Source organism: Lysinibacillus sp. FSL L8-0126 (assembly GCF_038630385.1).
Classification (GTDB): Bacteria; Bacillota; Bacilli; order Bacillales_A; family Planococcaceae; genus Lysinibacillus; species Lysinibacillus fusiformis_D.
In genome coordinates, this window is the sequence record NZ_CP152028.1 from 777,225 (window position 1) to 795,114 (window position 17,890).

At 36.4% G+C, this 17,890-nt stretch carries 19 protein-coding genes and 1 pseudogene; 2 read left to right on the forward strand and 18 right to left on the reverse strand.

The window, feature by feature from the left end; genetic code table 11:
• Position 1 precedes the first annotated feature (1 nt).
• The 16 genes from MHI34_RS03765 to MHI34_RS03840 form a co-directional block, all read right to left on the reverse strand.
• Positions 2 to 1,687, reverse strand: coding sequence for a 6-hydroxymethylpterin diphosphokinase MptE-like protein (locus tag MHI34_RS03765; protein ID WP_271912396.1), 1,686 nt, complete (start codon positions 1,685 to 1,687; stop codon positions 2 to 4).
• A 194-nt stretch (positions 1,688 to 1,881) separates the two neighbouring features.
• Complete coding sequence (locus MHI34_RS03770; protein WP_342504113.1) at positions 1,882 to 2,691, reverse strand: flagellin; 810 nt, start codon at positions 2,689 to 2,691, stop codon at positions 1,882 to 1,884.
• A gap of 187 nt (positions 2,692 to 2,878) precedes the next feature.
• Positions 2,879 to 3,097, reverse strand: coding sequence for a carbon storage regulator CsrA (gene csrA, locus MHI34_RS03775; protein WP_089934782.1), 219 nt, complete (start codon positions 3,095 to 3,097; stop codon positions 2,879 to 2,881).
• Positions 3,097 to 3,540 (reverse strand): flagellar assembly protein FliW, encoded by a 444-nt coding sequence (fliW, locus tag MHI34_RS03780; protein ID WP_271912394.1) that lies wholly within the window; start codon positions 3,538 to 3,540, stop codon positions 3,097 to 3,099. The genes csrA and fliW overlap by 1 nt, the downstream gene beginning before the upstream one ends.
• A 14-nt stretch (positions 3,541 to 3,554) precedes the next feature.
• Positions 3,555 to 4,118 (reverse strand): DUF6470 family protein, encoded by a 564-nt coding sequence (locus MHI34_RS03785; RefSeq protein ID WP_036121075.1) that lies wholly within the window; start codon positions 4,116 to 4,118, stop codon positions 3,555 to 3,557.
• Between the two features lie 60 nt (positions 4,119 to 4,178).
• Positions 4,179 to 5,081, reverse strand: a complete 903-nt coding sequence (gene flgL, locus MHI34_RS03790; RefSeq protein WP_089934776.1) for a flagellar hook-associated protein FlgL — start codon at positions 5,079 to 5,081, stop codon at positions 4,179 to 4,181.
• A 61-nt stretch (positions 5,082 to 5,142) separates the two neighbouring features.
• Positions 5,143 to 6,735 (reverse strand): flagellar hook-associated protein FlgK, encoded by a 1,593-nt coding sequence (flgK, locus tag MHI34_RS03795; RefSeq protein WP_330493572.1) that lies wholly within the window; start codon positions 6,733 to 6,735, stop codon positions 5,143 to 5,145.
• A gap of 14 nt (positions 6,736 to 6,749) precedes the next feature.
• A complete protein-coding gene (locus MHI34_RS03800) occupies positions 6,750 to 7,250 on the reverse strand; it encodes a flagellar protein FlgN (protein ID WP_058843853.1) in 501 nt (166 codons plus the stop codon).
• 27 nt (positions 7,251 to 7,277) lie between these two features.
• Positions 7,278 to 7,538, reverse strand: a complete 261-nt coding sequence (gene flgM / locus MHI34_RS03805; protein ID WP_036121087.1) for a flagellar biosynthesis anti-sigma factor FlgM — start codon at positions 7,536 to 7,538, stop codon at positions 7,278 to 7,280.
• A gap of 121 nt (positions 7,539 to 7,659) precedes the next feature.
• A complete protein-coding gene (locus MHI34_RS03810; protein WP_271912391.1) occupies positions 7,660 to 8,073 on the reverse strand; it encodes a TIGR03826 family flagellar region protein in 414 nt (137 codons plus the stop codon).
• A gap of 79 nt (positions 8,074 to 8,152) precedes the next feature.
• Positions 8,153 to 8,743 carry a ComF family protein gene (locus tag MHI34_RS03815; protein ID WP_271912390.1) on the reverse strand — a complete coding sequence of 197 codons (591 nt, stop codon included), beginning with the start codon at positions 8,741 to 8,743 and terminating at the stop codon, positions 8,153 to 8,155.
• A complete protein-coding gene (locus MHI34_RS03820) occupies positions 8,740 to 10,107 on the reverse strand; it encodes a DEAD/DEAH box helicase (protein WP_271912389.1) in 1,368 nt (455 codons plus the stop codon). The genes MHI34_RS03815 and MHI34_RS03820 overlap by 4 nt, the downstream gene beginning before the upstream one ends.
• A 62-nt stretch (positions 10,108 to 10,169) precedes the next feature.
• Positions 10,170 to 11,012: a DegV family protein gene (locus MHI34_RS03825; protein ID WP_058843856.1), complete on the reverse strand. Its 843-nt coding sequence runs from the start codon at positions 11,010 to 11,012 to the stop codon at positions 10,170 to 10,172.
• Between the two features lie 227 nt (positions 11,013 to 11,239).
• Positions 11,240 to 11,791 (reverse strand): DUF3225 domain-containing protein, encoded by a 552-nt coding sequence (locus tag MHI34_RS03830; protein WP_036121101.1) that lies wholly within the window; start codon positions 11,789 to 11,791, stop codon positions 11,240 to 11,242.
• Between the two features lie 294 nt (positions 11,792 to 12,085).
• Complete coding sequence (locus MHI34_RS03835) at positions 12,086 to 12,760, reverse strand: response regulator transcription factor (protein WP_036121104.1); 675 nt, start codon at positions 12,758 to 12,760, stop codon at positions 12,086 to 12,088.
• Positions 12,761 to 12,794: 34 nt separating this feature from the next.
• Positions 12,795 to 13,943 (reverse strand): sensor histidine kinase, encoded by a 1,149-nt coding sequence (locus MHI34_RS03840; protein ID WP_036121108.1) that lies wholly within the window; start codon positions 13,941 to 13,943, stop codon positions 12,795 to 12,797.
• A gap of 165 nt (positions 13,944 to 14,108) precedes the next feature.
• On the opposite strand from MHI34_RS03840, the gene MHI34_RS03845 reads away from it, so the two are divergent.
• Together MHI34_RS03845 and MHI34_RS03850 are read left to right on the forward strand one after the other, a co-directional pair.
• Complete coding sequence (locus MHI34_RS03845) at positions 14,109 to 14,744, forward strand: YigZ family protein (RefSeq protein WP_036121111.1); 636 nt, start codon at positions 14,109 to 14,111, stop codon at positions 14,742 to 14,744.
• A 148-nt stretch (positions 14,745 to 14,892) separates the two neighbouring features.
• Positions 14,893 to 15,948 carry an LCP family protein gene (locus MHI34_RS03850; protein ID WP_036121114.1) on the forward strand — a complete coding sequence of 352 codons (1,056 nt, stop codon included), beginning with the start codon at positions 14,893 to 14,895 and terminating at the stop codon, positions 15,946 to 15,948.
• A gap of 183 nt (positions 15,949 to 16,131) precedes the next feature.
• Here MHI34_RS03850 and MHI34_RS03855 read toward each other — a convergent pair.
• Positions 16,132 to 16,410, reverse strand: a pseudogene (locus tag MHI34_RS03855) (transposase); the annotation flags it as partial.
• Positions 16,411 to 16,766: 356 nt separating this feature from the next.
• The gene (locus tag MHI34_RS03860) at positions 16,767 to 17,834 is read right to left on the reverse strand and encodes an MraY family glycosyltransferase (protein WP_036121117.1); all 1,068 of its coding nucleotides are present in this window, start codon (positions 17,832 to 17,834) and stop codon (positions 16,767 to 16,769) included.
• Between the last annotated feature and the right edge of the window lie 56 nt (positions 17,835 to 17,890).

A 17,890-nucleotide genomic window follows, 5' to 3' on the forward strand; every position in this document is an offset into this window, starting at 1 on the left:
TTTAACAACCCCCGAATTCTTCTAATGCTATTCTTGTATATTTTAAAGATTTTTCTGTTGCCTCTAAAATATTTTCATAAAGATACATATTTTGTTTATGAATTTGTTTAAATTTTTCTACTGTCTCTAAATGTTTATTATCTATAGTCATTCTCATCACATCCATAGTAATCGGGTCAATGATTCTTTCCATAATTACTTGTGGGTAATATTCTTTCAATTTAGAATCGATTTTATCTAGTTTTTTTAATGTACTAGCTGAAAATACCGTATTATTTCTTTCTTCTTTTAACAGTTGAATCGCTTCTACTAGTAATTTTTTTATTTTTAAATAGACTTCTATTTCTTGACTCATAAATTGCTTATAATTGACAACGCTATTATCTATTTCATTTTTAAGTTCCAATTTTGAAATATTATTTGTCTGATACATATAGTTTTCACAAAATGTTGCAAAATCTAATTGTGGGATACCGTTAATTTTTACGCCACCTTCGGTACAATTATAAATTTTATGTTGTTTGTGCAACATTATATATAATTTTTCTATACTCTTCCTCATACTGTTAAATTGGTGATTCGTTTTTACAGGTTCCCCGTAGTATCCTTCTACTTCAAAAGTCATGTCTTTCTTGAAAAATTCATCAGTTAACTCACTATAATGATTATTATTTTCTGCATGGGATTTATTGTTCGTATAAGCTAAATCTTGTCCAATAATTGCGATTGGTCCTGTACTAATTTTACTTGCTATTTCTAATGCAGTTATAGCAACTGTACCACCAGTTGATAGCATTGGTAAATCCTTACCTAGCCCTTCTTTAATACGTTTTTGTATACTATCTTCTCCATAAAAACAAAAACTATAGCGGTTTCCTTTAAAATCTCGTTCTATTTTCCATGCATTCCCTAAACCATAAATCAAATCGAAAGCATTATTTTTAATGTTTTTAAAGTGTAAATAATTACTTTCTCCTCCATCCATTGTTACTACATAGTCAGGTGTAATTTCTGCTGCCAGTAGAGAGTTGATGGTAGATCCTGCACTAATTATCAAACATTTATCTTTCAATTTTTTTAACAGTGGTAACTGTTTTGTTAATGAAGGACCTCCCGAAGCTAAAATTACTGGGCAATCATATTTATTGTAAAGTTCCTTTAAACTCTGATCTTTATGAACATAATATAAATTCATAATGTAATTTTCCTGCCATAAATCGCCAAAAAATCTTATTGTATTTTCATTCACAATATCTTCAATTTGTATATGACGAATAAAGTCTAGAAATTCTTTATATTCCTTGTCAAAAATTTTGTCATAATTAGGTGAGAGCAGTATATTGACTTTACGATCAAAATCAGCTATATAATCTTCTGAACGCATATAAAAGTCCTGTAAATCAGAAAAAACGCCTTCAATTTTATCTTTACCCTCAATATTTAAACTACTAAATAAAGGGTCATACACTAAAATATCAGTGTTTCCATATTTTTTTGCAATAGCATTAGCTATGTACCCTAGTCCATAGCCAAACAGTATATTTAAATATCCTTCTTTATAGTTCTTATCTATGTATTTATCAGCTTCTGCTTCAGGATTGTAATTACTATGTAAAAAATACCCATTTACTTTTGCATTTGGCTTATCATTTTTTGTTTGTAAATAAATTATATCTAAATCTTCCATAAAGTCGTCTCCTTGGTTAACCTTGGTGAGGCTCTCTTTTAAAAAAGGGTTATTAAATCATATTTGTTTTACAGAAAAGTGTCTTACTTCTTTGATTATATCGGTATAAAAAAGGATTTTTAAATTTTTTATTAAAAAAAGCTTGAACGAAATTTCGTTCAAGCTTTTAATATTTTAGGCTAAAAGTTAATCAATTATTGTAATAATTGAAGTACACCTTGTGGTTGTTGGTTAGCTTGAGCTAACATAGATTGAGCAGCTTGCATTAAGATGTTGTTCTTAGTGAAGCCCATCATTTCTTTAGCCATGTCTGTATCACGGATACGTGATTCAGCAGCTGTTAAGTTTTCAGATGTAGCACCTAAGTTGTTGATTGTGTGCTCTAAACGGTTTTGAACAGCACCTAAATCAGAACGTTGAGAAGAAACTAATTCTAAAGCTTCGTTGAAGTTTTTAATTGCTTTGTCAGCAGCTGTTTGAGAATCAATTTTACCAGTAATTTTTAAACCAGCTGTACCCATTGTTCCGATTTTTAATGTAATAGATTGGCCATCATTAGCACCGATATGGAATTTTTTACCAGAGAATGTACCATCTAATAATTTTTGAGTATTGAACTCTGTGTTTTTAGCGATACGGTCGATTTCTGATTTTAATGCTGTAACTTCTTTGTCAAGCGCTCCACGGTCTGCAGTTACGTTTGTATCGTTTGCAGATTGTACTGCTAATTCACGCATACGTTGTAGGATTGCGTGAGTTTCGTTAAGAGCACCCTCAGCAGTTTGGATTAAAGAGATTGAGTCTTGAGCGTTTTTAGTAGCCATATCAAGACCACGGATTTGTCCGCGCATTTTTTCAGAGATTGCTAAACCAGCAGCGTCATCGCCCGCACGGTTTACTTTGTAACCTGAAGATAGTTTCTCAAGGTTTTTAGAAGCTTGAGTGTTGTTGAAAGTAAGGTTACGGTGTGTGTTTAAAGCTGAAATGTTGTGTTGAATTCTCATTTGGAATTCCTCCTTGAATTTTTAGTGTGTTATTCCACATCCGTGTGGAATTTCGGATTAGGTAGTATGTATGTACTTCCTGCCCCTTACAAACTATATATCGTAATTAGTTGGAAATGTTTAATAGTTTTTTAGAAAGTTTTTTTATTTTTTATGTAATTATTTCAAAATAAACATATATCTCTTATTATTTTTTCTTCAATTGCTCTAAAAAGTTTGATGTTACAGAAAGGGCTTCTTTATTTTCCGCTTGGATTGCTTCAAAAACTTCTGATCGATGTACTTTCACCGTTTTCGGTGCAACAATCCCCAGTTTGATTTGGTCACCCTCAACTGCCAATATTTTTATTTCAACTTGATCACCTATCATAATTGACTCATCTTTTTTTCGTGAAAGAACTAGCATTATTTCGCACTTCCTTCCAATGGTAGCATTGGATAACGTAATGGAAAGGCTTTATTGTCTTGAAGAACGATTTGCTTACCGCGTTTTTTTTCTATATTTAAAATAACAGGTGCCAGCAAGTTAATCGTAGAGTCTTGAAATGCTTCTTTTAATGTTACAATAGCATATGGAAGAACATCTTCTTGCTTTTCAATTTGTAATTGCTCACGATCTTCTTCGCTAATATCAAAGCTATAATCTTGTTTGAATGCAAAAGGGTAGGCTACGACAAAACCAATTTCTTTATTCTGAACAGATTGTAATAATGCAAGTGGAAGGTCTGCATCAATCGGTAACAAAACAAATTTTTTCTCCTCTTCTAATCCTAGTAAACCATGCTCAAATGTAAGGATATCTTGTTCACCAATTTCTACTTCTCCTAAAAATTTAGTAGCAATTTTCATTTATAAACTCTCCTTTAAATGATGACATCGATGTCAACATCTGGTCTTTGTATCATTGTACCAGTTACTTTTCCTGGTGTGTATTCGTGTATAGGTTTGTTCACTTTAGCGTCAATTACTGGTTCTCTTCGTTGAATATTGACATCCGTTGTACCTGGTGTGTAATTAATTTTGACTGATCCTACGGATGGTACAAATTTGACATTAAATTGTACACGGTGTGGACCGTGGTTTTGTTTAGCTATATTTTGAACTATTGCCCGTCCTTGATCTTTTCCAGCGTTCTCCATCATTTGACGTCCCTCTTGTGCTCTGCGTGCCATTCCTTTTATTGCCTCTTGTTTTCCTTTTTCTGCGTAATTTGCACTTGATTCTAAAGGACCAATCATTCCTATGTCTCTTCTTGCCTGTGAGGAGTCAATTTTCAAAACACTTCTCGTTGTATTTATATCTAAAATAGCGGCTGGTTGTTCAATACGCTGTGTCGCCTTTGGCTGTTCAATATGCTGCTGTGGTTTACCAATATGAAGATCAATTTTGGCATCGATTGTACGAATTTGTATTTGTGGTAGCCTCACAATACTAGCTCTCCTTTCAAGAAAAGCGTTTGAACAAAGTGTCCAAACGCCTAAATTATATTAACGGATAAAATCCACTAATGTTTGTTGAATGATTTTAGAACCTACTGAAAGTGCAGCCTGATGAATAGATTCATGTGTAACCATTTCAGTAATGGCCTTTGCATAGTCGACAGACTCATTATCCCTGAGTTGTTTTGTGACGTTAACCTCACGTATACCTAGTCGATTTTCCATCATTTCTACACGGTTTTGCCGTGCACCGATATCTGCCTGTGCTTCTAAAACTTTATTATGCATGGCTGTAATATCATCATTTGTAGTAGCTGAGGATACCCCGCCAAGCATGCTAGCAATTTCTTCACCTGTTTTTGTTGGGTCGCCTAATAAATCCGAAATTTTCCCCATCATATCATCTATATTATTAAATAAATCTTTCCCTGGGGTATTTACAGAAAGCTGGATACCATCATAAATTTCTATTTTTACACCTTCTTGATTAGTATTCGGATTTATGACTCCACCAATAAATAAAGGCTCGTTAGTTCTAGTTCCACTAAATATGTAACTGCCACCAATATTCGTATTTCCTACATCCTGTAATTGTTGGCGAATTTGGTCAATTTCTTTTTTTATTTTGTCACGATCCTCTGATGTATTTGAATCAGTGGCAGCTTGAATAACAAGTTCACGAACTCGCTTCATTTGCTCACCAACCTGGTTAAGAGATTCATCTGTCGAATCCAACCAGCTACTTGCCGTAATCGTGTTACGAGTGTATTGCTCTACCTTAGCTAAATCTCGACGATAGCCCATACCCTTTACTGCAATAACTGGATCATCGGATGGACGAGTAATTTTTGAACCTGAATTTATTTGGTCCTGTAGCTTAGACATTTTACCATAGCTGTTATTTAAATTTCGTAGCATGTTATTTGATAGCATTGATTGTGTTACACGCATTTTGTAAAAAGCCTCCTTCTTGTAGGTTGATAAATTGGTCATTATTTACTTGATTCTATTGTTATAAACCAACTCGGCCCATACCGTTAATAATTTTATCCAATGTTTCATCGACAACCGTAATCATACGTGCATTTGCATTATACGCTTGTTGGAAAGTAATCATATTTGTCATTTCTTCATCTAAAGAAACCGCACTTACAGCATCGCGACTATTAGATACCATCAGAAGTTGGGATTCAGAAGTCGCAGCTATACGTAATGCCTCTTCACCATCTACACCAACTTTTCCAACAATCGCTTGATAGAATGATTGTAAGCTTGCATTATCTATATCTGCATATAATTTATGTTGCATATTGGCAAGTTCGTAAGCATTCTTACCATTTCCTTCTTCTGTTGGGTCAGAAGATGCTGCTAAAAGGTTAGGATTTTTTAAGATATCTTCATTAACCTTGATTCCACCAGCACCAGTTCCTTCAAAGAAGACGCCGCCTGGTTTCGAAGGATTTATGATGTTTCCATTCGCATCTTTTTCTTCAAGGGTATAACCTTTTGCATGTTGCGCATTGAATTCTTTAATAAATGCATTGGCTAATTGATCTAATTTTTGTAAAGTTTCTGTGTAGTATCCTTTAATATCGCCACCCGCACTTTGATAACCATACGAATTAATTAGTGAAAGTAATTTTCCTTTTGATGCTTCAAAGTCTTGCTGTTTAATTGCCGTTTGTGCACTAGTGACAGCACCCGCTTCATGCGCATCTAAAGATTCCAATCCTGTTAATTGTAGTTCAGAGAAAGAATTTGTAATTTCATCGCCAGTCACCTTCGTGCCGTTTGTACCCATCGCTGTAAATTGAGCGAAATCTTTACCGTTTACTAAATCTCTGATAACACCGTCATTACCTTTAAAAGTAATTTTTAAGCTTCCTTCTGCAACCTCTGATGCTAAACCACCAGAAGGAATACGTTCAATCGATACTGGAATATACTCATTTAGTTTATCAACTAGAGTATCACGCACATCATATAAATCATTTGGTACATGCCCACTAGGTTCAACCTCTTGAATTTGCTTATTAACGGCAGCAATTTGTTTAAGGATAGTATTAATTTGAGTTGTCGAAACATTAAGTTCATTTCCAAGATTACCCTGAATCATTTTTAACTGTTTATCAAGGTAATTTAAAGAATCAGCTAAGTGCTCCGCACGACTAATGGCTACTTTACGTGAAGCACCATCTGCAGGCTTCGTCCCCACATCTTCAAGTCCCTTCCAAAACTGTTCGAAAGCTTTATCTAAACCGAATTCCGAAGGTTCATTCATAACATCTTCCATTTGAGAAATGGCATTTGTTCTAGATTCCCAATAACCTAACTTATTCGTCTCTTGACGATATTGGCGATCAATAAATTCACTACGAATACGTTGGATTGAACTTGCTTCAACCCCAGTACCAAGATGTCCTGGATAAGTTGGTTGGTTTAAGCCGGCTGTTGGAAAACCTGGTGTCGCCTGCATGTTTACTCGTTGGCGTGAGTAACCTAATGTGTTGGCATTGGAAATATTATGTCCTGTTGTGTATAAAGCTGTTTGTTGTACGAAGAGGCCGCGTTTACTTGCTTCTAGGCCCATAAATGTTGAGCGCATTTTTCTTCCTCCTTTTAGGCTTGTGAATCGAAATATGATTTTTTAGCTATGTTATTTGTGCCATGAACCTCGTTGCTAGAGTAGTTCATTTGCTCTGTGCGAGGTCTTACAGCATCTAATGTTAGGTTGACGATTTGTAGTGATTGGAAAACAAGTTTTTGATTTAAGTCATTTTGTTTTCGTAGGTCAGTGATAATTTGCAGTAAACGATCGCGAACTACTGATAAGGTTGCTTTGTCAGCTTGTTGGTCAGCAGCCTCGATGACATCTGCGACAGTCGTTTTGTCAGATGAAGCAAGTCCCTTTGCTTCGAGGTAGTCCGTTACCTGTTTCTGACGCTGTTGCTCGAGCTTATCGATGGCCGCTATGTGTGCCTGCTCATCCTTGAGCAATTGGTCTAGAGCTTCGATATCACCAGCTTTAATGATTTCTGTTTTTTTCAAGGCTAGTTCAAGTAAACTTTTATGCATTCTTTCTAGCATCGTTAATGTAGAATTAATCGCTTCTACAGACATATCGCTATACACCCTTTCTGCTGTTCCCTAGAAACGATAATATTTCAGCATATCCTCTGCTACTTTGCGAGCATCTACTTTGTATTCACCAGAATCAATGTCTTTTTTCAGCTGTTGTACGCGGTCAGCTCGCTCTGTACTGTATGTTGATACGCTTTTCATATCTTGAGCAGCTTTCGAAATCTCAATTTTATCAGCAAAAGATGCTTTGTTTGTATCTGATTTAACGTTACGTACTTGGTTTTTATAGGCGTTTACTGCATTAATTCCATAAGATGTAATTTTCATTTTGAAACCCCCCATCTAAAAATCTTATCTTCCTATTATTTCGGATTGTCTCACATAATGTTAAGTTTTCACATATAAAAAAGTGTGCTAATTTTGTTTAAAATTAACACACTTCCCGTTATTAGCGTTTTCGCTCTGCGTGATAGGTTACACGATCGCGTTGCTCTACACTGTCGCGGAATTCCTTAGCTGCTTCAAATGTACGTAAGTCAGCCTTTAATTCATCTTGACATTTTGTACAAAGCTTACCTATGGTTGTCAGGTGACCACAGTTATCACATGGATAACCAAGGTTAGGGAACATGGCTGGCTGCAAGCGGCCTTTACGAACCCATTTATACAATAGCTCCTCTTCTGCTCCAGTTGCTTCTACGATACGCTCAACTGTTGCTGCACGGTTCTCACGTTTACGAAGGAAGCGATAAACGATTTGATAAAGCTCTTCCTCTGATTGTGCACACTTATGACATACTTCTCGGACCCCTGTATAATTAAAAAATTCATTACACTTTGGACAATTACGAACCTCAGCCATCTGCTTTTCCTCCTCTTTCAAGAAATCTTATCTACGAATGCTATACCCATCATCTATTATACATAATACGTTGGAAAATTCATCCTTCAATTAATGTGAAGTATTGGACATTTTTAGCACCCGCCTGCATTAGCACATCTGCGGCATGCTGAATGGTTGTTCCTGTAGTTTTAATATCGTCAAAAAGAAGGTAATCTTTATGCTCTACTTGTGAGCCTACCTTTACACGAAAAAGAGGTGCTACATGTATGCGCTGCTCTCTATTTTTGGAGCTTTGTGTCTCTGTTGTTGTCTTTTCTAATAGCTGAATGTACGGAATAAAAGCTGCCTTTAATAGTTCCTCTGTGTGTGAGAAGGTACGCTCCTGTTGCTTGAGGGGATGCATGGGAATTGGTAGAATCATCGCTTTCTCTTTTCTAAATCGAGCATAAAGCTCCTGTCGAAATACTTTTGCAAGAGCTACATCCTGAAGAAATTTAAACTGATGTAAGTAATCTTTCATCGCGTCATTATACTGATAGAGTGCTGTAGCTGACTGTGAATGTTCAAAGCGAGCAGCACACCTATCACATATAGTCGGTGAAAACTGCTTTGTTAACAGAATTTTCCAGGATATGGTTGATGTCAACGGCTGCGAGCAAATTAAGCAATGCGATTCTATTTTATTCATTGGGGAAATCCCTTTCTATTATATAAAGCAATTTTTGCACATGCCTCATCCATCTCTATTGTGATGCCGTGATGAAAGAACAAGACCTCACCAGCAGGAAATTGTCTATCCCGCCCAACACGACCCGCAATTTGAATAAGAGCGCTGGCAGTAAAAATCAATGACTCTGCTCCGATTACTGCCACCTGTACATTGCTAATTGTAATGCCTCTTTCTAATATAGTTGTAGTTAATAAGCCTGGAACTTCTTTATTTCTTAGCTTCAGCACCTTTTCCTTTCGCTCCGAATCTGCTGCATGCACAGCTACTATCTTTTCATCTAGCAACTGAAAAAGGGGTTCTGCTCTATTCATTAAGGCGATTGTTGGAAAGAAGATTAAAAATGGCTGCTTTTGGCTAAGACGTTCCTCTGTCCATTTTTTTAACCTTTTGGGGATTGTACCTCGCTGGAAGCTTTTATCATAGCCCCATAAAGCACGCACTTGAGGAACTGGCAATGGATGATTGTGATAGCGTTTTGGAATAAAGGAGTAGCTTTCTTGCTGAAAGGCATGTAGTAATGATGGTGATGGGGTTGCTGTAACAAATACAATAGGAGCATGTTCTTTTTTAGCCTTTCCTACTGCTCTTTGTAGGGTTTCATCAAATGTATAAGGAAAAGCATCTGCTTCATCGACAATGATAACATCAAAAGCCTTGTCAAATCGGTAAAGCTGATGGGTCGTTGCTATAACCATCTGGGCATAGCCATGTTGTTGTAAGACACCACCGTATAATGCATGAATAATAGTTTCAGGGAATACTTGCTGGAAGCGTGGCGTCAATTCCAACACTACATCTGTGCGTGGTGTTGCAATACAAACACGTAGCCCTCGCTTTAGCGCATCATAAACCGTTGGAAAAAGCAGCTCGGTTTTTCCAGCACCACACACTGCATGAATTAAATGCGAACGCTTTGCTGTCACACTTGCTAAAGTTTCATTTGCAGCCTGTTGTTGAAGTTCCGTGAATTGCCCTGCCCATTTGAATAAATGCTTGTACGTCTTAATGGCTTTAGGACCAATCCAAACCATCAAATTCGTACAGCTGCTCACCCTCCCCATTTTGATACAATGCCGACAATATAAACATTGTTGCTGGCATTTTGAGCAATCAAATAGAGTGAATAATTGCGGGTTTGTATTGTGGCAGCGATTGCAACGAATAACTGGCTTCATTTGAATTCCTTCTATTAAATTAAAATATTTTCGCTCGATTGCGTTATCAATATGTGCTGATGAATATGGAGAATGATTTTTTAACCAAATGCGACCTTCATGGAAATCACGTAATGCTGGTGGTAACAGCCAACCTTTATATTTCATAATTTCTCTCCCTCCATAGAAAAAAGCCTCTACTTTGCTGTAGAGACCTTCTCATAGAAATTTTATTTTTTTGTCCAGCCTAAGCCCATCGATCCTTCACCTAAATGTGTGCCAATGACAGGGCCGAAATAGCTTAATTTAAAACTTACGTTCGGGTACGCTTCTGCTAATTGCTCTAGCCATTCTTGTGCTTCTGCTTGGCAATTGCCGTGTATGACAACAGCGTCCATAGCTTCATACTTTCTCGCATCCTCTGCTAGCAATTCCTCTACACGTTTTAATGCTTTTTTACGTGTTCGGATTTTTTCAAAAGGCACAATCACCTTGTCTACAAAATGTAGAACAGGCTTTACTTGTAATAAGCCGCCGATCAAGGCTGCCGCAGAAGACAAACGCCCACCACGTTGTAAATGAGCTAAGTCGTCTACAATGAAGTAAGCACGGATATACTGCTGCATGTCCGCTAATGCCGCCAGTATGTCTTGCGCTGAATGGCCCTCTTTCGCCATTTCAGCAGCTTTTAAAACATAAAAGCCCTGAACCGCACAGGAAATTTCACTGTCAAAGGCATGCACTTTTATGCCTTCTACCATTTCACCTGCCTGTACTGCCCCTTGATATGTTCCACTAATACCACTTGATAAATGGATCGAAATAACCTCGTCATAATCCTTCGCTAGCTCGTCAAAGAGAGCAACAAATTCTCCGATTGGAGGCTGTGTTGTTTTTGGGAATTCTTTTGCTCCACGCACCTTATCGTAAAACTCAGATGCTGTGATGTCTACTTCTTCTGCAAATAGTTCACCTGAGATATTAACACTTAAAGGTATCATGTGAATGTTTAAGCGTGCACGTTCCTCAGCTGAAAGATATGCAGTACTATCTGTTACGATTGCCGTCCTCATCCATGTCCACTCTCCTATGATTCTTAGTTTACAATCTATTTCTTCTTGGTGCAATTGTTGTTGTTTGTTCGCTGTCGCACAGGATACGGAATGAAAACAAAAAGAAATGAATGTAAAATGAATGACGAACGTGAGATTCACGTTTTCGTTATTCATTTCGCATTCATTTTCTATGTATAGTAGGCGTATCTTCACTCAATTCTTATATTGAATGAAGATAGCTCCTGTTAGTTGCCTGTACTAGACTGTGAGTCATCACCAATATAAAAGACACTTGTAACCTTCCAATCATCGTCTTCCTTCACAAAGACTGTTACTTGACGTCCTGCACTTTCGTGTTCAACATTTGTCTCAATCTGAAGAGAGTGCATTTTCATGTTGGCAAATACCTGAGCCTCTTCTGGTTCATATTTAGCAATCGTTACGTTTTCTACATCACGCTTAATATCAAATTGATCGAATACTTCTGTTGCATATGTTTTTTCTTCATCGTATTTAAAACCCTTTGGATTTTTCGAGATTGTCTTCATATAACGCTCGATTTCTTCAGCATTTAATGCAGCAATATACTCATCGAAAGATGCTAAAATTGCCTTTTCATCTGCTGCTGGCACATTTTCAGCTTTTTCCACGTTACCACCCATCATCTCAAAGCCTACTGTACCATCTTCTATTACTTTTTCTCGATCCTCGTCACTCATCTTCTCTTCTTTATTACCACATGCAGTTAAAGTTAATACGAATAAGATTAACACTGCTAGAAAACTTTTCTTTAACATCAAAAAACCTCCCGCGCATATTGTAGCATATAAATGCTGTAGTAGGAATTTTGTTGTGCTTTTTCAACATTTAGGTGCTACATCTTTCTTATGACGCATTTGCTTGTAAAATGTTGCACGTTCTGTTAGTTTTCATGTTTATACGTATAAACAGTCCCGTTTAGCAATGTTACAAAATTGTGAATAGCCTCTTCATGATTTCGTAAACCTTTATAAATAATTACCAAAAAACAATAAAAAACTGTTTTAAAAACTACTTCAATAGAAAGTAGCCTTTAAAAACAGTTTTAGCACTTATCGTACTTCCACCCAACCATTTTTAATGGCTGTTACAACAGCTTGTGTACGGTCATTAACATTCATTTTTTGTAGAATACTTGAAACGTGGTTTTTAACCGTTTTTTCAGAGATAAACAATGTCTCACCAATTGTACGGTTTGATTGACCATCTGTTAATAGCTGTAATACTTCACATTCACGTTTAGTTAATAAATGGAATGGACGACGAATTTCTGTTTGGTGGAAGTTCCCTTTATTTTCGTGTTCAGACAGGCGTTTGAACTCAGCTACTAGGTTTTTTGTTACTTTTGGATGTAAATAAGATCCACCATTAGCAACGACTTTGATCGCTTCAACGATTTCATCAGCATCCATCTCTTTTAACATATAGCCAAGAGCACCTGATTTTAATGCATGTGTCACATATGTTTCATCATCATGGATCGACAGCATAATCACTTTCGCATCAGGAAAATCATTGATTAACTCTGACGTTGCTTCTACTCCATTTTTACCTGGCATGTTAATATCCATTAATACAACATCTGGTTCGTTTTCAGCATATAACGTAACCACGTCAGTACCATCATCACCTTCAGCTACTACATCAAACGTATCTTCAAAATCTAAAATGCGTTTTACTCCTTCGCGGAATAGCTGGTGATCGTCTACAATTATAATCTTTGTCATTTGTCTTTACCCCCTAAATTTCTGCAACATTGCATCACTCTACTTCTAACGGTATTTTAAATAAAACCGTTGTCCCTCGATTGATTTCACTAGTAATCGTGATTGTACCATTTAAAATTTCAATACGTTCTTTCATTCCTAAAATCCCAAAGGAATGGTCTTTCACTACTTGTGGATCAAAGCCAATGCCATCATCTTTCACAACGATATTGACAGCTTCTTTTAACCACTCAAGCTTTACCCAAATGTCTTTACATTTTCCATGCTTCATGGCATTTGTTACGCATTCCTGCACTAATCGGAAAATGGATACCTCATAATTTGAAGGTATACGTTTTTCTGTACTTCTCGATTGGAAATGAACTTCAACACCTGGATTATATTCAGTTACTGTCGATAAATACTTCTTTAATGTCGGAACAATTCCCAAATCATCAAGTGCCATTGGTCGTAGATCATAAATAATACGTCGCACCTCAGATAAAGCATTTCGCACCGTTTTCTTTAAATCAGCAATTTCAGCCAATGCATTTTCAATACCCTTTTCACGATACGTTCTATCTATTAAATCAGTGCGCATTAGTACATTTGCAAGCATTTGAGCAGGTCCATCATGAATCTCTCTTGATAAACGCTTACGCTCTTCTTCTTGAGCTGCAATAATACGTATCCCAAAATCTTGCTTCATTTTTGCTTGTTCAAGCGCTAAACCAACATTTTTTAAATCTGAAGTTAAGTAATTCAAAATGACATTTACCTGATTGACAATATGATCAGCACGTTCAATCGTATCGAGTAATCCTCTTAATCTTCTCTCTAGATCATCTCTTTTATCGCGTAGCTGTTTTTCTTGCGTTCTAATAACGGAGAGCTTTACCTGGAAATCATGTGCAGTTTCATATGCTTCTCTAACTTGTTCTTCGGTATAATTATCAAAAGCTTTACTTACTAATACAAGTCTTTGCTTAGCAAGCTGCGTACTTTTTTCCAGAGCATCGCCTTCATCAATTACAATTGATATTTGTTTTCGAACAATTTCCAGCTCTTTTTGCATATCTTCAAAGCTTCTTCGGCTTTGTTCACTTATAATAAAGATGTCATCCTTTGAGCTCATGATTGTATCTAACATTCGATTGAAAATGTCATCAAGCGACTTTAAATCGAAGGTATCATTTGAAAACATAGTATACTCCCCAGTCTAATGTCTTATGATTACTCACTATTTTAATAGACCAATTTCATATATTCCATAGTCTACACCCATTATAGCATTACCATGCTAAAATTTAATGCTTTTTCTACACGAAAATTATAGAATAGAACTCTAATTAAAAGGAGATTGATACGGATGAGAGAAAACTATTTAACAGTAAAAGGATATGGTGAAAGCGAAATTGTTATTTCCAAATCCCGCTTTCTCACTTATATAGAACGTGCAGAAACGGAAGAGGATGCAATTTCCTTTATAGATCGTATAAAAAAAATGCATCATAATGCAACACATAACTGCTCAGCCTATATTATTGGTGAGCATGATCATATTCAAAAAGCGAATGATGACGGGGAACCTAGTGGTACGGCTGGCGTCCCTATGTTAGAGGTCTTAAAAAAACAAGGCTTAAAAGATACGGTCGTCGTAGTTACTCGCTATTTTGGAGGTATTAAGCTCGGTGGCGGTGGTCTCATTCGTGCTTACGGGAAAGCGACAACAGAGGGTCTCATTGCTGCACAAGTAGTTGAACGTAAACTCCATCATTTCATGAAGGTAGCCATTGATTACACATGGCTAGGGAAAGTCGAAAATGAAATAAGAGGTTCATCTTACTCTTTAGAGGAAATACGGTATTTAGAGGGTGTCGAAATCATTACTTCTGTGTTAAAAGAGGAAGAAGAGCAGTTCCGAAATTGGATTACAGAAATCACAAATGGACAAGCATCCATTACATTCGAAGATGCTCAATTTATAGAATTTATTGTCAAATAAATAGTTTTAATTGTCGAAACTAAATATGCATAGTATAATTTTTTTGTTAGGCTATTTTTATTGACCATTCGTTTGCTTTATTGTAATTGAATAAAATTTAGCTTTATCGCATTATTATTCCCAATAATTAGAGGAGAATATATCTAATATGAAAAAAAGATCTGTTAAACCGTACAAAAAAAGATCTTCTAAAGCTTCCTTAATTATAAAAGTTACACTACTATTAGTTGCCAGCTTGGTGATTTGTGTAACGGCTTATGGTGTTTACCTTACAAAACAGGTAGAGCATGCTGCAAACTCAGCATACGAGGAATTAGAAGGTCGACAGGTTTCTACTCAGCGAGAAGAAAAAGTAGAGCCAGTACATGATAATGTATCTATTTTATTTGTCGGGGTTGATGATAGTGATAATCGTGGACAGGGTTCTGAAAACTCACGTTCCGATGCACTTATTTTAGCTACGTTAAATAACAAAACACATACAATTAAAATGTTAAGTATTCCTCGTGATTCTTACGTTTATATTCCTAAGGTCGGTTATAAAGATAAAATTACTCATGCTCATGCAATGGGTGGAACACTTACTACTATCGAAACAGTAGAACAACTATTTGACATTCCAATCGACTATTATGTGCGTATGAACTTCAATGCCTTCATTGACGTTGTCGATGCACTCGGTGGTATTGAAGCAGAGGTACCTTATGCTTTACACGAATTAGATGAATTTGATAAATTCACAATCAATTTACAGCCAGGCTTACAGCATTTAAACGGTAGTGAGGCTCTTGCCCTTGCAAGAACACGTAAGCAAGATAGTGATATTGAGCGTGGTAAACGTCAACAAGAAATTCTTTCAGCTATTATCAAAAAAGTTGCTTCTGTTGGTTCCATCACAAAGTATGATGATGTCATTAAAGCCCTTGGTGATAACATGAAAACAGATATGACATTCACTGAAATGAAATCCTTCATATCTTACTTATCAAAAGGTGCTCCACGTATCGACTCTTTAACATTGGATGGTACAGATGACATGTCTACTGGTATTTATTATTATCAGTTAAATCAGGATTCTGTAGATGAAGTGAAGGAAATCTTCAATAACCATCTTGGACGAAATGAAAGTTCATCAAGCCTAACAAGTGGCAATACTTCAGGAACAGACAGTGCTGCAAGCGATGATAATTCAGCCGTTGAATAACCAGTAATGACTTTCCAAAGCCCTTAGACAAGCCATCTTGTCTAGGGGCTTTTTATATTACTTCCCCAAAGATTAAACTGCTCTTTTCATTTACCCTGTCATGAACTAGTTAAACAAGCCTATTTTAGCTTTCCTCCTTTCCATTTCCTATACATTATAATGGTAATGTCCGTCAGTAATAGTTCACTCAAAATTGCTATTTATGCTTATCAATAAGAAAGGCATTGAGAAGCGCTCTTTTAAGCTGCACGTCCAAGTAGCCAGTTTCTTTGGCAGCAAAAGTAAGCCTCACCTGCATAGACAATTTTTTTAGATCTCTTAACGTTGTCCATCACATTCCATGCTTTTGCTTCGCGTCCGCAAAGACACATTCAATCGTCTCTTTGCGCTTTGCATAAATTGGTTTGCTGTCATAGGAATGTCGTAATGTTCAGCTTCCTCTAAATATAATTCCAATATATGGTGTTGAATGAGTTATTTTCTGTACATTGTGATGCATGGACCTTAAACACAAATCAAAGGCTTCGATTTATATTGGCAATACGCCATATTCGTTGCGATTTCTTTCATTTTCGTACTAAATGCTTCTTAGGTACTTATTAATCGATCGTTAACATCTCTAATCGTTCACGATGAAGTATTTTATGTAGAAGCTGATTGGTGCGAAGTAGTGGCAATAACAAAGCGAGGGAAGCAGCTCGCCCCCGCCTTTAGCATCAATCGACGGTTTTAATTAAAAAAAGACTGTAGATAAACTCAAAAAAATTGAGTTTATCTACAGTCTAAGCAATCATACAAAATGTATGATTGCTTTCGTTTTATTTACTGAAAATCCGTACAAAGTTTAATAATGGTCTATAGTTTTTACCTGCTAGCCCAATGACCTCAACAAAGATTTCAATGGCTGTTAAAATAACAGCTACAAGTAAAATAGCTCCCCATAATTTTGCCATAGAGAAGATGATCGCTGCTAATCCAAACATCATCGCGATGCCATAAATAATTAATACAGTTTGACGATGTGTAAAGCCCATATCCAGTAAACGGTGGTGTAAGTGAGATTTATCTGGATCAGACCATTTCTTCTTCATGCGTACACGACGAACAATCGCAAAGAATGTATCAGAAATCGGTACACCAAGAATAATAATTGGGATGATTAAAGCTACGAATGCAACATTTTTAAAACCAAGTAATGCCAACACGGAAATCATAAATCCGAGGAACAATGCCCCTGTATCACCCATAAAAATTTTCGCTGGGTGGAAATTATAAAATAAGAAACCAAGTGAAGCTACAGCTAAAATGGCTGCTAGCGCTAAAACAAACATATTGCTCATAATAAACGCCATGATTGCTAATGTAATGAGTGCAATTGTAGAAACACCTGCTGCTAGGCCATCTAAGCCATCAATTAAATTAATAGCATTTGTAACCCCAACAATCCAAATAATTGTTAATGGGATACTTAGTAAACCAAAGTCTAATGTACCTAAGAATGGTAAATTAACCATTTCAATTTGAATTCCACCTACAAAAACAACAATTAGTGCGGCACCTAGCTGACCAATCATCTTTGCCTTGGCAGAAATCTCACGCATATCGTCAATAACACCAGTGGCAACGATAATACAAGCACCTATAATGATTGCTAACAAAGATTCGGGACTACCATGTTTAGTATGGATTAAAAATGAATATAAAATCGTCACACCAATTATAAACGCAAGGAAAATGGCTAAGCCGCCAAGTCTTGGCATAATTCGAGCATGTACTTTTCGGTAGTTTGGTGCATCAACAGCACCTATTCTAAACGCTAAACGTTTCACTAATGGAGTTAACAAAATGGATGCAACGAACGCTGCTATTAAAGACACGTAAAGCATGTCTCTCCTCCTCAAATAAATAATCTACATTGAAATCCAAATTGATTATAGCATGA

What these genes read in the sequence shown, in the direction of transcription:
- MHI34_RS03765 (WP_271912396.1), bottom strand. Translation starts at nt 1,687, where the DNA reads ATGGAAGATTTAGATATAATTTATTTACAAACAAAAAATGATAAGCCA.
- MHI34_RS03770 (WP_342504113.1), bottom strand. Translation starts at nt 2,691, where the DNA reads ATGAGAATTCAACACAACATTTCAGCTTTAAACACACACCGTAACCTT.
- csrA (WP_089934782.1), bottom strand. Translation starts at nt 3,097, where the DNA reads ATGCTAGTTCTTTCACGAAAAAAAGATGAGTCAATTATGATAGGTGAT.
- fliW (WP_271912394.1), bottom strand. Translation starts at nt 3,540, where the DNA reads ATGAAAATTGCTACTAAATTTTTAGGAGAAGTAGAAATTGGTGAACAA.
- flgL (WP_089934776.1), bottom strand. Translation starts at nt 5,081, where the DNA reads ATGCGTGTAACACAATCAATGCTATCAAATAACATGCTACGAAATTTA.
- flgK (WP_330493572.1), bottom strand. Translation starts at nt 6,735, where the DNA reads ATGCGCTCAACATTTATGGGCCTAGAAGCAAGTAAACGCGGCCTCTTC.
- MHI34_RS03800 (WP_058843853.1), bottom strand. Translation starts at nt 7,250, where the DNA reads ATGTCTGTAGAAGCGATTAATTCTACATTAACGATGCTAGAAAGAATG.
- flgM (WP_036121087.1), bottom strand. Translation starts at nt 7,538, where the DNA reads ATGAAAATTACATCTTATGGAATTAATGCAGTAAACGCCTATAAAAAC.
- MHI34_RS03810 (WP_271912391.1), bottom strand. Translation starts at nt 8,073, where the DNA reads ATGGCTGAGGTTCGTAATTGTCCAAAGTGTAATGAATTTTTTAATTAT.
- MHI34_RS03815 (WP_271912390.1), bottom strand. Translation starts at nt 8,743, where the DNA reads ATGAATAAAATAGAATCGCATTGCTTAATTTGCTCGCAGCCGTTGACA.
- MHI34_RS03820 (WP_271912389.1), bottom strand. Translation starts at nt 10,107, where the DNA reads ATGAAATATAAAGGTTGGCTGTTACCACCAGCATTACGTGATTTCCAT.
- MHI34_RS03825 (WP_058843856.1), bottom strand. Translation starts at nt 11,012, where the DNA reads ATGAGGACGGCAATCGTAACAGATAGTACTGCATATCTTTCAGCTGAG.
- MHI34_RS03830 (WP_036121101.1), bottom strand. Translation starts at nt 11,791, where the DNA reads ATGTTAAAGAAAAGTTTTCTAGCAGTGTTAATCTTATTCGTATTAACT.
- MHI34_RS03835 (WP_036121104.1), bottom strand. Translation starts at nt 12,760, where the DNA reads ATGACAAAGATTATAATTGTAGACGATCACCAGCTATTCCGCGAAGGA.
- MHI34_RS03840 (WP_036121108.1), bottom strand. Translation starts at nt 13,943, where the DNA reads ATGTTTTCAAATGATACCTTCGATTTAAAGTCGCTTGATGACATTTTC.
- MHI34_RS03845 (WP_036121111.1), top strand. Translation starts at nt 14,109, where the DNA reads ATGAGAGAAAACTATTTAACAGTAAAAGGATATGGTGAAAGCGAAATT.
- MHI34_RS03850 (WP_036121114.1), top strand. Translation starts at nt 14,893, where the DNA reads ATGAAAAAAAGATCTGTTAAACCGTACAAAAAAAGATCTTCTAAAGCT.
- MHI34_RS03860 (WP_036121117.1), bottom strand. Translation starts at nt 17,834, where the DNA reads ATGCTTTACGTGTCTTTAATAGCAGCGTTCGTTGCATCCATTTTGTTA.